The sequence below is a fragment of the Pseudomonas sp. BC42 genome (assembly GCF_021560055.1).
Lineage (GTDB): Bacteria > Pseudomonadota > Gammaproteobacteria > Pseudomonadales > Pseudomonadaceae > Aquipseudomonas.
In genome coordinates this window covers 4,667,250-4,682,890 of record NZ_CP091067.1, presented here as the reverse complement: position 1 = coordinate 4,682,890, position 15,641 = coordinate 4,667,250, and the positions used below count along the sequence as shown (strand labels likewise).

10 protein-coding genes are annotated in these 15,641 nt (G+C 63.2%); 4 read left to right on the top strand and 6 right to left on the bottom strand.

Features of this window, described 5'->3' with window-relative positions:
• Nucleotides 1-47 precede the first annotated feature (47 nt).
• Genes L1O02_RS20990 through mfd form a run of 3 tightly spaced genes read right to left on the bottom strand, consistent with a single transcriptional unit; the run spans nt 48 to nt 6,776 of the window.
• A complete protein-coding gene (locus tag L1O02_RS20990) occupies nt 48-2,738 on the bottom strand; it encodes a DEAD/DEAH box helicase (RefSeq protein ID WP_060838360.1) in 2,691 nt (896 codons plus the stop codon).
• Nucleotides 2,739-2,749: 11 nt separating this feature from the next.
• Nucleotides 2,750-3,316, bottom strand: a complete 567-nt coding sequence (locus L1O02_RS20985; RefSeq protein WP_060842980.1) for a CsiV family protein — start codon at nt 3,314-3,316, stop codon at nt 2,750-2,752.
• A 10-nt stretch (nt 3,317-3,326) separates the two neighbouring features.
• Entirely contained in the window at nt 3,327-6,776 is a 3,450-nt protein-coding gene (gene mfd, locus L1O02_RS20980; RefSeq protein WP_016967096.1) for a transcription-repair coupling factor, read from the bottom strand.
• Nucleotides 6,777-7,130: 354 nt separating this feature from the next.
• Between mfd and L1O02_RS20975 the strand changes: the two genes are divergently transcribed.
• Nucleotides 7,131-8,594, top strand: coding sequence for a glyceraldehyde-3-phosphate dehydrogenase (locus L1O02_RS20975; protein WP_016967095.1), 1,464 nt, complete (start codon nt 7,131-7,133; stop codon nt 8,592-8,594).
• A 101-nt stretch (nt 8,595-8,695) separates the two neighbouring features.
• On the opposite strand, the gene L1O02_RS20970 is transcribed toward L1O02_RS20975, so the two are convergent.
• Nucleotides 8,696-9,988, bottom strand: a complete 1,293-nt coding sequence (locus L1O02_RS20970; protein ID WP_060838362.1) for an MFS transporter — start codon at nt 9,986-9,988, stop codon at nt 8,696-8,698.
• 385 nt (nt 9,989-10,373) lie between these two features.
• On the opposite strand from L1O02_RS20970, the gene L1O02_RS20965 reads away from it, so the two are divergent.
• Nucleotides 10,374-11,294 (top strand): FAD:protein FMN transferase, encoded by a 921-nt coding sequence (locus L1O02_RS20965; RefSeq protein ID WP_181321585.1) that lies wholly within the window; start codon nt 10,374-10,376, stop codon nt 11,292-11,294.
• Nucleotides 11,295-11,494: 200 nt separating this feature from the next.
• A complete protein-coding gene (gene sthA / locus L1O02_RS20960) occupies nt 11,495-12,889 on the top strand; it encodes a Si-specific NAD(P)(+) transhydrogenase (protein WP_016967736.1) in 1,395 nt (464 codons plus the stop codon).
• Between the two features lie 42 nt (nt 12,890-12,931).
• Here sthA and L1O02_RS20955 read toward each other — a convergent pair whose 3' ends face one another.
• Both L1O02_RS20955 and L1O02_RS20950 read right to left on the bottom strand, forming a co-directional pair.
• A complete protein-coding gene (locus L1O02_RS20955; protein WP_016967735.1) occupies nt 12,932-13,654 on the bottom strand; it encodes a glycerophosphodiester phosphodiesterase family protein in 723 nt (240 codons plus the stop codon).
• A gap of 51 nt (nt 13,655-13,705) precedes the next feature.
• Nucleotides 13,706-14,293, bottom strand: coding sequence for a PilZ domain-containing protein (locus L1O02_RS20950; RefSeq protein WP_060838364.1), 588 nt, complete (start codon nt 14,291-14,293; stop codon nt 13,706-13,708).
• A 94-nt stretch (nt 14,294-14,387) separates the two neighbouring features.
• On the opposite strand from L1O02_RS20950, the gene L1O02_RS20945 reads away from it, so the two are divergent.
• On the top strand, nt 14,388-15,638 hold the full coding sequence (locus L1O02_RS20945) for a lipoprotein-releasing ABC transporter permease subunit (RefSeq protein ID WP_060838365.1): 1,251 nt from the start codon (nt 14,388-14,390) through the stop codon (nt 15,636-15,638).
• Nucleotides 15,639-15,641 lie beyond the last annotated feature (3 nt).

The following is a 15,641-nucleotide window of genomic DNA, read 5'->3' as shown; positions in this document are numbered from 1 at the left end:
TATGGCACGGCACCGCATGTTGCCCGGTGCCCGTGCATTGACCGGCCTCAGCGGCCGGTTTTCTTGTCCGGCAAGGGCGCGAACAGGGCTTCGATGTCTTCGCTCTGCAGCTTCCAGTCGCCGGCCGTGCGCCCGTCCAGCACGCCTGCCGCCAGGTCCGATTTCTCCTGTTGCAGGTGTTGGATCTTCTCTTCCACAGTGCCGCGGGCGATCAGCTTGTAGACGAATACCGGCTTTTCCTGGCCAATGCGGTAGGCGCGATCGGTGGCCTGGCTCTCGGTCGCCGGGTTCCACCACGGATCGTAGTGGATCACGGTGTCGGCCTCGGTCAGGTTGAGACCCACGCCGCCGGCCTTGAGGCTGATCAGGAAGATCTGCAGCTTGCCGCTCTGGAAATCCCGCACCGGCGTGCGCCGATCCCGGGTCTGGCCGGTGAGCAGGGCGTAGGCAACGTTGCGTCGTTTCAGTTCGGCCTCGATCAGGCTCAGCATCGAGGTGAACTGGGAAAACAGCAGAATGCGTCGACCTTCCTCAAACAGCTCCTCGAGCATCTCCATCAGGCTGTCCAGCTTGCCCGAGGAGCTGCCGCGCGCCGGTGGCGAGTCATTGACCAGGCGCAGGTCGCAGCACACCTGGCGCAGTTTGAGCAGGGCTTCGAGGATGATGATCTGGCTGCGGGCCACGCCCTTGCGGGTGATTTCGTCGCGGACTTTCTTGTCCATGGCCAGGCGCATGGTTTCGTAGACGTCCCGTTGCGCCTCGTTGAGTTCGACCCAGTGGATGATCTCGGTCTTGGGCGGCAGCTCAGTGGCCACTTGCTCCTTGGTGCGGCGCAGCAGGAAGGGTTTGATCCGGCCGTTGAGGTGTTGCAGGCGCACGTCGCTGGCGTGCTTTTCGATCGGCACCCGGTAGTCGCGGTTGAAGCTCTTGGCATCGCCAAGCCAGCCCGGCAACAGGAAGTGAAACAGTGACCAGAGCTCCCCCAGATGGTTTTCCAAAGGCGTGCCGGACAGGCACAGGCGCTGCCGGGCATTGAGTTCGCGAGCGGCCTGGGCGGCCTTGCTCGACGGGTTCTTGATGTACTGCGCCTCATCGAGAATCAGCACATGCAAGGGTTGCGCGGCCAGCAGTTCGACGTCCTTGGGCAGCAGCGCGTAGGTGGTCAGCAGCAGGTCGTAGTCGGCCAGTTGCGCGAAGTGTTTCTTGCGCCCCGCGCCATACAGCGCCAGAACCTTGAGTTGCGGGGTGAAGTGCGCCGCCTCGTCCAGCCAGTTGGGAATCAGGCTGGTGGGCATCACCACCATGCACGGCCGGTCCAGGCGCCCGGCATTCTTCTCGCTGAGGATATGCGCCAGGGTCTGCAGGGTTTTGCCCAGGCCCATGTCATCGGCCAGGATGCCGCCCACTTCCAGCTGGCGCAGGGACTGCATCCAGCTCAAGCCTTCCTGCTGATAGGGGCGCAGGGTGGCATTCAACCCTTCTGGCACCGGCGCCGAGTAGTCCTTGATGTCGCGCAGGCGCTGGGCAAAGGTGCGGATATGCTCGCCACCTTCCCAGAGCAGCGGCAGGTCCTGCAGCGGGTTGAGGCGGGTGGCGTCGGCGCTGCTCAGGCGCAGGGTGGTTTCGCCGGGCTCTTGCAGGTAGAACTCCCCCAGAGTGGCCAGCACCGGCTTCAGGCGCCCATAGGGCAGCGCCACTTGCAGCGGGCCGTGCAAGGAGTTGGGGCGGTGGGGAATGTTCACCAGGATCAGCTCGTCGTCGCGGCGCTTGGCCAGGCGTTCAGGGTTGAGGATCTCGGTGTGGGAGCGCATCAGGTTGAGCAGGATCGGCAGCAGGCTCAGGCGTTCGCCATTGACGATGATCCCCAGTTCCAGGTCGAACCAGTCGCGCCCGGGGGCTTCGTCGACGCTGGCATACCAGTCGTCCACTGCGGTCAGGTCGAAGCCGAAGCCATCGTCGATCTGCAGTTCCCAGCCCTGGCTGCGCAGTTTGGGCAGTTCATTGAGGGTGAAGGTCAGCCAGGCGCTGTCGTTGACCATCTCGAACAGTTCGCCGGCACTTTCCGGCAGGGCCTTGCTCTGCCGGGTGGCGATCTTGAAGCCCAGGCTGCGCAACTGTTCGCGCCAGCCTTGCTCCAGTTCTGGCTGGCGCTTGATGCGCAGGCTCTGGTGTTCCTGGCGGATGATCACATCGGCATTCTTCGGGCCGCTGACGTACTCGCCCCCGTAGTTGAACGACAGCGCGGCGCGGTGCTGGATGTAGCGCTGCATCTTGCCGTTGCGCGGTTCGAAGGCACTGAACTCGATGCTGGCCAGCCACAGGCGCGGCACTGGACGCACGTCCTCCAGCAGCACCTGGGGCAGGGCGGCGGGGCGACGGCTGTCGAGCACGGCAGAGAGTTTCTCCAGCAGTTCGGCGTCCTTGGCTGCCGCCGGGTAGGCCAGGGTTTCTTCCACTTGCAGCAAGACGGCGACCACATGTTTGCAGTTGCTGCGTACCGGGCAGGTGCAATGGGTGTCGATCAGCAGCAGGCTGCCCTTGCTCGACTCGCGCAAGTTGATGCTCTGTCGGTAGACATTGCCACTGGAACCCTCGCAACTGGCGGTGATAGCGCTGTCTGCGGCGCTGACGATGCGCACGCGCTTTTCCAGGGCATAACGCCGGCCGCGCTCCAAGGTTTGTTCCTTGAAGCGGTTGACCCAGGACGGGGCCAGGGGTTTGGTCAGGGGCGGGCTCATAGGGACTTCGATCAGTCCGGTATTTCAGTTGGAGCGGGGCGGGGTGCCGGTGCGGTGAGCGAGGTGATCTTGATCAGCAGGGCCAGATGGCCGTTGTCCAGGTAGTTGAGCTGGCCGTTCTTGGTGTGGCTTTGCTGTTTCAGGCGTTCGCTGCGGGTGACCAGGCCATTGCTGTCGATCTGGTTGATCCAGAAGTCCGCGTCGACATCGGTGAAGCGCCCGAGCTTGAGGTTCAGGGTGCCTTCGATGGGGAACTGGCCGAACTGTTCCGGACCGTCGCTGAGGGCCACCTTGACCGGGGTTTCCCCCAGGGTCTGCTGCCAGGCCTTGTGCAGCAGCACGCTGTAGTTGCCACTGGCGTTGAGCTTGTCGACGATCCCGCCCAGGGCGGGCGTGCGCTGGCTGTCGGGGCTCAGGTGTTGAGCGCCGGCGGCCCAGTCTTCGGGAGCGGCGCGGCTGAGGATCTGCGGCTCGGCGTTCTGCCGGACAAGGATCATTTCCACCTGATACAGGTCGTCGGCAAACGCCAGGGGCGCGACCAGGGTCAGGAGCAGGGTCAGGGAGCGGAACAGGCGCATGGGGCGTCCTTCAAGCAGTTTTCGGGGTGAGGCGTTCAAACAGTGCCTCCAATGTATTAAAGCGCTCTTCCGGGCGCTCCATCGGCACCATGAACTTGAACAGGGTTGCGCCTTCGAATTTGTAGCGTTTGGGTTGGCTCTGGATCAGCTTGATCAGCGCCAAGGGGTCTACCGGAGTGTCCGCGGCGAATTCGATACGCCCGCCTTGCGGGCCGCCATCGACCTTCTTGATCCCCAGGGTCTCGGCCTGGAGCTTCAGCAGGGTCAGGCGGATCAGGTTCTTGGTCGGCTCGGGCAGCAGGCCGAAGCGGTCGATCATTTCCACCTGCAGGTCCTTCAGGCCGTCTTCGTCGGTGGCGGAGGCGATGCGCTTGTAGAGAATCAGGCGCGCGTGCACATCCGGCAGGTAGTCCTCGGGAATCAGCGCCGGCAGGCGCAGGTTGATTTCCGGCCCGCCGCCCAGGGGCTGGTCGAGGTTCGGCTGCTCGCCCTTGCGGATGGCTTTTACCGCGCGCTCGAGCATCTCCATATAAAGGGTGAAGCCCACCGCCTGGATCTGCCCGCTCTGGCCGTCGCCCAGCAGTTCGCCGGCGCCGCGGATCTCCAGGTCGTTGGTGGCCAGGACAAAGCCGGCCCCCAGGTCCTGGGTATTGGCGATGGCTTCCAGGCGCTTTTCCGCGTCCGGGGTGATCTGCTGGCGCGGTGGCGTCAAGAGGTACGCGTAGGCCTGGTGGTGGCTGCGTCCGACCCGGCCGCGCAACTGGTGCAGTTGGGCCAGGCCGAACTTGTCGGCGCGCTCGATGATGATGGTGTTGGCGCTGGGCACGTCGATCCCGGTCTCGATGATGGTCGAGGCGATCAGCACGTTGAAGCGCTTGTGGTAGAAGTCGCTCATCACCTGTTCGAGTTCGCGTTCGCGCATCTGCCCGTGGCCGATGCCGATCCGGGCTTCGGGCACCAGTTCGGCCAGCTCGGCGGCGCATTTCTCGATGGTCTTCACGTCGTTGTGCAGGTAGTACACCTGGCCGCCACGCAGCAGTTCGCGCAGCAGGGCCTCTTTGACCGTGCTCTTGTTCTGCTCCATGACGAAGGTCCGTACCGACAGGCGGCGGGCCGGCGGGGTGGCGATGATCGACAGGTCGCGCATGCCCGAGACTGCCATGTTCAGGGTCCGCGGGATCGGCGTGGCGGTCAGGGTGAGGATGTCGACTTCGCTGCGCAGGGCCTTGAGCTGTTCTTTCTGGCGCACGCCGAAACGGTGTTCTTCGTCGATGATCACCAGCCCCAGGTTCTTGATCTTCACATCGTCCTGCAACAGCTTGTGGGTGCCGATGACGATGTCGATCTTGCCTTCGGCCAGGTCCGCCACCGCGGCGTTCACTTCCTTGGCCGACTTGAAGCGGCTCATCACTTCCACGGTCACCGGCCAGTCGGCGAAGCGGTCGCGGAAGCTGTTGTAGTGCTGTTGGGCGAGCAGGGTGGTGGGCACCAGGATCGCCACCTGCTTGCCGCCGTGGACCGCAATGAACGCGGCGCGCATGGCCACTTCGGTCTTGCCGAAGCCGACGTCGCCGCACACCAGGCGGTCCATCGGCTTGCCCGAGAGCATGTCCTCGCGCACCGCTTCGATGGTGCTCTGCTGGTCCGGGGTTTCCTCGAAGGGGAAGCCGGCGCTGAAGGTGGCGTAGTCGGCCTTCGGATCGGCGAACGCGTAGCCTTCGCGGGCGGCGCGGCGGGCATAGATGTCCAGCAGCTCGGCGGCCACATCGCGGACTTGCTCGGCGGCCTTGCGCTTGGCTTTCTGCCAGGCTTCCGAGCCCAGGCGGTGCAACGGCGCCAGGGCGTCGTCGCTGCCGGTGTAGCGGGCGATCAGGTGCAGGTTGGCCACGGGCACGTAGAGCTTGGCGCCCTCGGCGTACTCCAGGGTCAGGAACTCGGCGGCCTGGTTGTCGATCTCCAGGGTCGCCAGGCCCAGGTAGCGGCCGACACCGTGGTCGATGTGCACCACCGGCGCGCCTTCACGCAGCTCGGTGAGGTTCTTGATCACTGCATCGTTATTGGCGTCGGCGCGTTTTTCCCGACGCCGGCGCTGCATCACCCGCTGGCCGAACAGTGGGCTCTCGGCCACCAGGGCCAGGGCTGGATCGTCCAGCACCAGGCCTTCGTCCAGGGGCGCGATGGTGATCGCCAGGCGTTCCTTGCTGGCGACGAAGTCCGGCCAGCTGTCGACGGTCTTGGGGCGCAGCTTGAGGCGTTCCAGCAACTCCAGCAGCACTTCCCGGCGGCCGGCGGATTCGGCGGTGAACAGCACCCGGCCGGGGAACTCGTCGAGGAAGCCCGAGAGCGCCGCCAGCGGCTGGTTGGCCTTGGCTTCGATGGCCAGGTTGGGCAGTTCGTGGGCCGGAAAGCGCTCGCGACCGACGCCGGTTTCGATGTCCTGCTGGCTGGCCACCACCCGTGGCCAGTTCTTCAGGCGGGCGAAGCAGTCTTCCACCGGCAGGAACAGTTCGGCCGGCGGCAGGAGCGGGCGCGAAGGGTCGACGCGGCGTTCTTCGTAACGGTTGCGTACATCGTTCCAGAAGTTTTCCGCGGCCTGTTCGATGCCCGGCAGGGAGAACACCTGGGTGTCCTGGGGCAGGTAGTCGAACAGGGTCGAGGTCTCTTCGAAGAACAGCGGCAGGTAGTACTCGATACCGGCCGGGGTAATCCCGCTGCTCAGGTCCTGGAAGATCGGGCAGCGGCGGAAGTCCACGTCGAAGCGTTCGCGAAAGCGTGCCTTGAAACGGGTTACCGCTTCTTTCTGCAGGGGGAATTCCTTGGCCGGCAGCAGGCGCACCGAGTCGACCTTGTCGATGGAGCGCTGGTTCTCCGGGTCGAAGGTGCGCAGGGTTTCGATTTCGTCGTCGAACAGATCGATGCGGTACGGCAGCTTGCTGCCCATGGGGAACAGGTCGATCAGCGCGCCGCGCACGGTGAATTCGCCGTGCTCGTAGACCGTGTCGACGTAGCGGTAGCCGCTGGCCTCCAGGCGCGTACGCATCTGTTCCACATCGAGCTTCTGGCCGACATCCAGCACCAGGCTGCTGCCCAGCAGGAACTGGGTTGGCGCCAGGCGATGCAGGGCGGTGGTGATCGGCACCACCAGCACGCCGTGCTCCAGCTCCGGCAGCCGGTAGAGGCTGGCGATGCGCTGGGAAATGATGTCCTGGTGCGGCGAGAACAGGTCGTAGGGCAGGGTTTCCCAATCGGGGAAATGCAGCACCGGCAAGTCCGGGGCGAAGAAGCTCAGCTCCTGTTCCAGCCGGTCAGCGCTTTGGCTGTCGGCGGTCAGCAGGAGGGTAAAGCGCTTGGCAGCGCTGGCGGCTTCGGCGATGGCCAGGCTCAGGGCGGCACCGGGCAGGTTGCCCCAATGCTGTTTACCGGCGGCGGCGGGGAGTAGCGGTAGACGCAGGACGGGCACGGACGGTCAAGCTCCAAGCGTTGCGACGAAAGTCGGTAATTGTAACGGCCCCGGGTGGCCACTGTCAGTGGCTGATGCGTCTATTACGCCGGTCCGGGCAAATGTAGTGGCTATGACAACAAAATGTGCTTTTTGGGCGCAAATGTAGTGCCGAATCCGGCTGGTGTTACGGAGGGTTACAGACAGCCTGTAGAACTGTCCAAAAAATTGACGCTGCTGGAAGCCGCGGTTTTACTGGCCTCCAGCACAGTGGTGTTTTTTTGCAAGGGCTTTTTGTTACGTTCCGCACGACAGGCGCGCATTGCTACGACAAGAACAGGGCGGCATAATGTAGCCCCTTTTTTCTGCCCCTACATGTGGAAGGTTCCCGTGACTCAGAAGCCCGACCAGTGTCTTGGTGAATGGATCGACCGTGAAGCACTCGCAGAAGCGATGATTCCGCTTATCGGTCAGCTCTACCGCAATAACAATGTGGTGAGCTCGATCTATGGCCGCAGCCTGATCAACCAGTCTGTCATCGCGATTCTCAAGGCTCATCGCTTTGCTCGCCATCGCTCCTCCGACGACAGCGAACTCTCCGTCCACGAAACATTCCCACTGCTCAAGGCCATGAGCGAGCTCAAGCTCGGCGCGGCTTCGGTAGACCTGGGCAAGTTGGCGTTCAAATTCCGCAACGAAGGCAATGGCCGCAGCGCCGAGCAGTTCGTTCGCGAAGAAATGGCTGACGTGGTTGGCCAGCAAAACGCTTCGGCCCGCAAAGGCACTGACGTTGTCCTGTACGGCTTCGGTCGTATCGGCCGTCTGCTGGCGCGCATCCTGATCGAGAAAACCGGTGGTGGCGACGGCCTGCGCCTGCGGGCCATCGTGGTGCGCAAAGGCGCCGAAAACGACCTGACCAAGCGCGCCAGCCTGCTGCGTCGCGACTCGGTGCACGGTTCGTTCAACGGCACCATCACCATCGACGAAGAAAACAACACCATCACCGCCAACGGCAACCTGATCCAGGTGATCTACGCGAAGAACCCGACCGAGGTGGACTACACCCAATACGGGATCAAGAACGCGCTGCTGGTGGACAACACCGGTGTATGGCGTGACGCCGACGGCCTGGGCCAGCACCTGGCCTGCCCGGGTATCGACCGCGTGGTTCTGACTGCGCCTGGCAAAGGCAAGCTGAAGAACATCGTTCACGGTATCAACCACAACGAAATCACCGCTGAAGACAAGATCGTGTCCGCCGCTTCCTGCACCACCAACGCCATCGTGCCGGTGCTCAAGGCTGTGAATGACAAGTTCGGCATCATCAACGGTCACGTCGAAACCGTTCACTCGTACACCAACGACCAGAACCTGATCGACAACTTCCACAAGGGCGATCGCCGTGGCCGTAGCGCCGCGCTGAACATGGTCATCACCGAAACCGGTGCTGCCACTGCTGCTGCCAAGGCCCTGCCTGAACTGGCCGGCAAGCTGACCGGCAACGCGATCCGCGTTCCAACGCCAAACGTGTCGATGGCCATTCTCAACCTGAACCTCGAGAAAGCCGCCACCCGTGAAGAGATGAACGAGTACCTGCGCTACATGGCGCTGCACTCCGACCTGCACAAGCAGATCGACTTCGTCAATTCGCAGGAAGTGGTCTCCACCGACTTCGTCGGTTCGCGCCACGCCGGTGTGGTCGACGCTGAAGCCACCATCGTTCAGGACAACCGCGTTGTTCTGTATGTCTGGTACGACAACGAGTTCGGTTACAGCTGCCAGGTCGTGCGCGTGATGGAAGACATGGCCGGGGTCAACCCGCCAGCGTTCCCACGCTAAGCGATAGCTGAAATGAAAACGCCCCGACTCGTCGGGGCGTTTTTGTTTGTGGCTTTCGCCGGTCAGCCGGGGCGGTACCGGCTTGCCGGCGACGCTTTGTCTCAGGCGCCGCCAGCCGCTTGCGCGGTACGCAGTTCGTGGCGGTTGCCACGGAACAGCACCAGGGTGGCGATCAGTCCCAGTACCGCCGCGCCGCTGAGCCAGATGCCCGGAGCTGCCTGGTTGCCCAGGACGTGGATCAGGTAGGTACAGGCCGCCGGGGTGAAGCCGCCGAAGGTTGCGGTCGCCAGGCTGTAGGCCAGGGAGAAGCCCGTGGTGCGCACTTCCACTGGCATGATCTCGGTCAGGGCCACCACCATGGCGCCGTTATACGAGCCATAAAGGAAGGACAGCCACAACTCGACGATCAGCAGGTGACTGAAGCTGGGGTTGGCCACCAGCCAGGACAGCGCCGGGTAAGCGGTGAAGATCGCCAGGATGGTTGCGCCCAGCAGCAGCGGCTTGCGCCCGACCTTGTCCGACAGCGCGCCCATCACCGGCAGCCAGAAGAAGTTCGACAGGCCGATGCACACGGTCACCAGCAGGGCGTCGAAATCCGACAGGTGCAGCTCGGCTTTGCCGAAGGTCGGGGTGTAGGCGGTGATCAGGTAGAAGGACACGGTGGTCATGACCACCAGGGCCATGCCGGCGATGACGATGCCGAAGTTCTGACCGATGGAGCGGACGATCTCCTGCAGCGAAGGGCGATGCTTGCGGGCCTGGAACTCCGGGGTTTCCTCCAGGGAGCGGCGGATGATGAAGATCGCCGGAACAATCATGCAGCCCACCAGGAACGGCACGCGCCAGCCCCAGTCACCCATCTGCTCGGGGCTCAGCCAGTGGTTCAGGCCCACACCCAGCAAGCCGGCGAACACCACCGCCGCCTGTTGGCTGGCCGACTGCCAGCTGACGAAGAAGCCCTTGCGGCCCGGAGTGGAGATTTCGGCCAGGTACACCGATACCCCACCCAGTTCGACGCCCGCGGAGAAGCCTTGCAGCAGCCGGCCCAGCAACACCAGCAGGGGCGCGGCCACGCCGAGGGTGGCGTAGCCCGGCACGCAGGCGATCAGTACGGTGCCTGCGGCCATCAGCGCCAGGGTGATGATCAGGCCCTGGCGACGACCGTGGCGGTCAATGTAGGCGCCGAGGAAGATCGCCCCCAGGGGGCGCATCAGGAAGCCGGCGCCGAAGGTCGCCAGGGACAGCATCAGCGAGGCGAAGGCACTGTCGGCAGGGAAGAAGGTCTTGGCGATTGCCGTGGCGTAGAAGCCGTAGACCATGAAGTCGAACATCTCGAGGAAGTTGCCGCTGACAACGCGAAAGATCGCCTTGCCTTTGCCCGTGGTCGTGGACATTTTTTTCACTCACTTTGGCTGTCTTGTTAGCAATCCCTGGTCGTTATGCGTCCCTTACTGCAAAGTCGGGGCACGAGGCTGCACGCTGAACAGTTTTGTAACGATATGTGTATGAAGGCTGTCAGGCAACTAAATCTCTTGGTTGGGCCGCGCAGGCTCTGGAACGGGGTTCTGGCCGTGAGCGAGACGGGGCTCCGGGTGGGTGGGCGGCCGTCGTCTGTCACATAATGGCGTTTTGCATCGTGACGTAGCCCTGCGGGGCACTTGATTGGGAGAGTGGATTGTGTGGGCAAGCCATTTCTGGCGGGGCGCCGGGTTGTGGGCGGCGACAGCGCTGTTGGCCGGTTGTGGGGGCGAGCGCGTGGAGAGTGTTTCCGGGCCGACCATGGGCAGTACCTATTCGGTGCAGTATGTGCGGCACGCCAATGGCCCGGCAGCGTCTCGGGTCAAGAGCGAAGTCGAGGGCATTCTCGCCGAGGTCGATCGGCAGATGTCCACCTATCGCGCTGACTCGGATATCGAGCGCTTCAACGATTTGCCGGCCAACAGCTGTCAGCCGATGCCCGAACCGGTACTGCAGTTGGTGCGCGTGGGGGAGCAGTTGTCTCGTGACAGTGATGGCGCCTTTGATCTGACCGTGGAGCCGCTGCTCAATCTCTGGGGCTTTGGTCCCCAGGGACGCGAGGAGAAGGTGCCGAGCGCCCCGGCGCTGGCGCAAGTGCGGCAGCGGGTCGGGCATGGCCACCTGCATATCGACGCTGGGCAGTTGTGCAAGGACGCGGCAGTGGAGGTGGATTTCAACAGCATCGCCGCCGGCTATGCCGTGGATCGTATTGCTGCCCGGCTGGTGCAGTTGGGGGTCGACAGTTTCCTGGCTGAGGCCACCGGTGAACTCAAGGCAGTGGGGCGCAAGCCGGACGGCTCACCTTGGCGCGTCGCCCTGGAAGAGCCCCGGGATGACCGGCAAGTGGCCCAGCGGGTGTTGGCGCTGGATGGTTATGGTGTATCCACGTCCGGCGACTACCGTAACTACTTCGAGCAGGATGGGCGGCGCTACTCCCACACCTTCGACGCGCGAATCGGCAGGCCCATAAACCACAGGCTGGCGTCGGTGACGGTGATTCATCCTTCGGCGCTCATGGCCGATGGCCTGTCGACGCTGTTGCTGATTCTCGGCCCGGAGGCGGGTTGGGACTACGCGGAAAAACACCGGATCGCCGCATTTTTTGTGATGCGTGCCGATACAGGCTTCGTCACACGCAGCAACCCGGCCTTCGATGCGTTGTCGGCGGGGGCAAAACAATAAACCGGCACGCTTCGCGAACGCTGTAGTGCAGGCAAAAGTAGCCTACGACGCGACCAAGGGTTAATGTGCGCGGCGTTGACGCTTCTATAGACTGTGCCCGGGTTCGTAACCGAGCCAAATTGATCCTTCATGCCGCTGGCCGCGGCATGATTTAGCCGGAGATGCCAGAAGGGTATCTCGGCCTGTTCTGAGGAGTACGCATGGCTGTCTACAACTACGACGTAGTGGTGCTGGGCTCGGGCCCCGCTGGAGAAGGTGCGGCGATGAACGCCGCGAAAGCAGGACGCAAAGTGGCGATGGTCGATAGCCGTCGCCAGGTCGGCGGCAACTGCACCCACCTGGGTACCATTCCGTCCAAGGCCCTGCGTCACTCGGTCCGGCAGATCATGCAGTTCAACACCAACCCGATGTTCCGGGCCATCGGCGAGCCGCGCTGGTTCTCCTTCCCGGACGTGCTCAAGAGCGCCGAGAAGGTCATCTCCAAGCAAGTGGCTTCGCGCACCGGCTACTACGCTCGCAACCGGGTCGACGTGTTCTTCGGCACTGGCAGCTTCGCCGACGAGCAGACCGTGGAAGTGGTCTGCGCCAACGGCGTGGTGGAAAAGCTGGTCGCCAAGCACATCATCATCGCCACCGGCTCACGCCCCTATCGCCCGGCGGACATCGATTTCAGCCACCCGCGTATCTACGATAGCGACACCATCCTCAGCCTCGGCCATACCCCGCGCAAACTCATCGTCTACGGCGCCGGGGTCATCGGCTGCGAATACGCCTCGATCTTCAGTGGTCTGGGGGTGCTGGTGGAGCTGGTGGACAACCGTGGCCAGTTGCTGAGCTTCCTGGACTCGGAGATTTCCCAGGCCCTGAGCTACCACTTCAGCAACAACAACATCACCGTGCGCCACAACGAGGAATACGACCGGGTTGAAGGCGTCGACAACGGGGTGATCCTGCACTTGAAATCCGGCAAGAAGATCAAGGCCGACGCCTTGCTCTGGTGCAACGGCCGGACTGGCAACACCGACAAGCTGGGCATGGAGAACATCGGGGTCAAGGTCAACAGCCGCGGCCAGATCGAGGTCGACGAGAACTACCGCACCTGCGTGCCGAACATCTACGGTGCCGGTGACGTGATCGGCTGGCCAAGCCTGGCCAGTGCCGCCCATGACCAGGGACGCTCGGCCGCCGGCAGCATCGTCGACAATGGCAGCTGGCGCTTCGTCAACGACGTGCCGACCGGGATCTACACCATTCCGGAGATCAGCTCGATCGGCAAGAACGAGCAGGAACTGACCCAGGCCAAGGTGCCCTATGAAGTGGGCAAGGCGTTCTTCAAGGGCATGGCCCGCGCGCAGATCGCCGGCGAGCCGCAAGGCATGCTGAAGATCCTGTTCCACCGGGAAACCCTGGAAGTCCTCGGCGTGCACTGCTTCGGCTACCAGGCTTCGGAGATCGTCCACATCGGCCAGGCGATCATGAGTCAGCCGGGTGAGCACAACACCCTGAAGTACTTCGTCAACACCACCTTCAACTACCCGACCATGGCCGAAGCCTATCGGGTAGCGGCATACGACGGCCTCAACCGGCTTTTTTGAGCGGCTCCGGCCGGTGGCCTGAGCCGGCCGGGGAGACCGATTTCAGTAATTCTCGAGAGTGGCGCTGGCCAAACCGGGAAAGTCTGTAATCAGGCTATCTACGCCGAAGTCGGCGAGCCTGCGCATCAGCGCGGGCTCGTTGACCGTCCACACCGACACATGCAGGCCCTGACGCTGCGCTCGCTGCAGACGCTCCGGGGTGCACAGGGTCCAGTTCAGCGCAAGAATCTCGCAGCCGTAGCTCTGGGCGACCTTCAACGGGTCGAGCCAGGCGTACTCGGCGACCAGTCCGCGAGACAGGTCCGGGGTCAGCTCGACCGCCGCTTTCAGCACTTCCCGCGAGCTTGAGGTCACGGTGACCTTGTCCAGCAGGCCGAAGCGCTGGGCCATTTCCCGAATCGCCAGCACGGTAGTGGCGGCGCGAGTGCGTGAGGCGCTCTTGACTTCCAGCTGCCAGTGCTCGAAGTCGCATTTCTCGAACAGCTCTTCAAGGCGTGGAATGGGGCAGGGGCTGACCCAGCCCGGGCCGCCCTTGCGCGCGTCGTAGGTCACCAGCTCGGCGGCGGAATGCTCCACCACCTTGCCGCGCCGGTCGGTGGTGCGCTTGAGGGTCGGGTCGTGAATCACCATCAACTCGCCGTCCATGGACAGGTGCAGGTCGAGCTCGCAACGGCGCACGCCGTGCTTGAGACATTCCTGAAAGCTGGTCAGGGTGTTTTCCGGTGCTTCGCCTTTAGCGCCGCGATGGCCATAGATCAGGGTCACAATTGCTCCTTCACGGATGTTGTTTCACAAGAGGTGGGGCGGGCGTGTTGCTCAACCGGCGGCGGGGTCGCTCTGCTCCCGGGCCTGGCGGCGTTGCTGGGCCTGTTTTTGCAGGATATAGCGTGCCAGCAACTGGCGTTGGGCGTCGGTCAATGCTTCGAATTCGGTGCCGATCTCGAAGGTACCGAAACTCTGGGGCTCGCAGTGGATGACCTTGGCCCGCAGCAGCAGGCCCAGGGCCTGGGGCATCAGCAGCAGTTTCACGGCCAGGTGGCTGCCCTTGGCGTAGCTCAGATGGTGGTTGAACTCGATGCCACCTTCGGAAAGGATCACCCGCTGTGGTTCGCCGAACTTGCCGAATACGGTCTGCGCCACCACTTGGCTGAGCAGGTCGATGCGTTTGTTCATGGCCTTGAGGTAGCTGGCCAGGGTGCGATCCCGCTCGCTGACCTGGCGCAGCAGGTGCTGGGATTCGAATTCGCTCAGGTGCAGTTCGCTGAGCAGATTGAACAGCGGGGACTCATCCTGCAACACTTCCTTGCTCGCCGCGTCGTGGGCGGACAAGGGGCTAATTTCCAGTGCGATCGCGTCCTCGATACGGTAGTATTCGCGGCGATCTTCTTCATCTAATGTCGACATGGCGAACCCATGGTAGAGGCAGTGGTCTGAGTGTAAAGCTGCTTACCAGGCCCCGCCACAAGGACGTCTTCTTTTCCTCTGCACAAGCCCCGACATGTTCAGACCTCTGTTTGCTTTTATCGGCACGCGTTATACCCGTGCAAAGCGTCGCAATCATTTTGTGTCATTCATTTCCCTGACCTCGATGATCGGACTCGCCCTTGGCGTGATCGTGATGATCGTGGTGCTGTCGGTGATGAACGGCTTCGATCATGAAATGCGCACCCGCGTGCTGGGCATGGTGCCCCACGCCACCATCGAGTCCGGCGAGCCCATCAGCGACTGGCAAAGCCTGGCCGACAAGGTCAGGCAGAACCCGAAAGTGCTGGCGGTGGCGCCATTCACTCAGATGCAGGGGCTGCTGACCAACAACGGCCAGGTGCAGAAAGTGCTGCTCAATGCCATCGACCCCGCGCAGGAACGGCAGGTGTCGATCATCGACCACTTCATGCAGCAGGGGCAGCTGGATGCGCTGGCGCCCGGCAGTTTCGGCATCGTCATCGGCGACAAGGCGGCCGCCAAGCTGGGCGTCGGCCTCGGCGACAAGCTGACCTTCGTCGCGCCGGAAGTCACGGTGACCCCGGCCGGCATGTTCCCGCGTATGAAGCGCTTCACCGTGGTGGGCATCTTCCACGTCGGCGCGGGCGAGATCGACGGCTACCTGGGCCTGACCAACCTGGAAGACCTGGGCCGCCTGCACCGCTGGAAGCCGGATCAGGTCCAGGGCCTGCGGCTGAAGTTCGACGACCTGTTCCAGGCCCCGCGTACCGCTTGGGAAATTGCCCAGCAGCTGGGGGAGAACCATTTCTACGCCCGCGACTGGACCCGTACCCACGGCAACCTGTACCAGGCCATCCGCATGGAAAAAGCCATGATCGGCCTGTTGTTGCTGCTGATCGTCGCGGTGGCCGCGTTCAACATCATCTCGACCCTGGTGATGGTGGTGAACGACAAGAAGGGCGACATCGCCATCCTCCGTACCCTGGGTGCCACTCCGGGCACCATCATGGCGATCTTCATGGTCCAGGGCACGGTGATCGGCGTGGTCGGCACCCTGATCGGCGCGGTGCTGGGGATGCTCGCAGCGTTGAATGTCAGTGCCGCGATCTCCGCCCTCGAAGGCCTGATCGGCCATAAATTCCTGAATGCCGACGTGTACTTCATCGACTACCTGCCGTCGCAACTGATGGCCGAGGACGTGTTGATGGTCTGCGGCGCGGCATTGGTCCTGAGTTTCCTCGCCACCCTGTATCCAGCCTGGCGTGCGGCGCGCACCCAGCCTGCGGAGGCGCTACGTTATGAGTGAGTT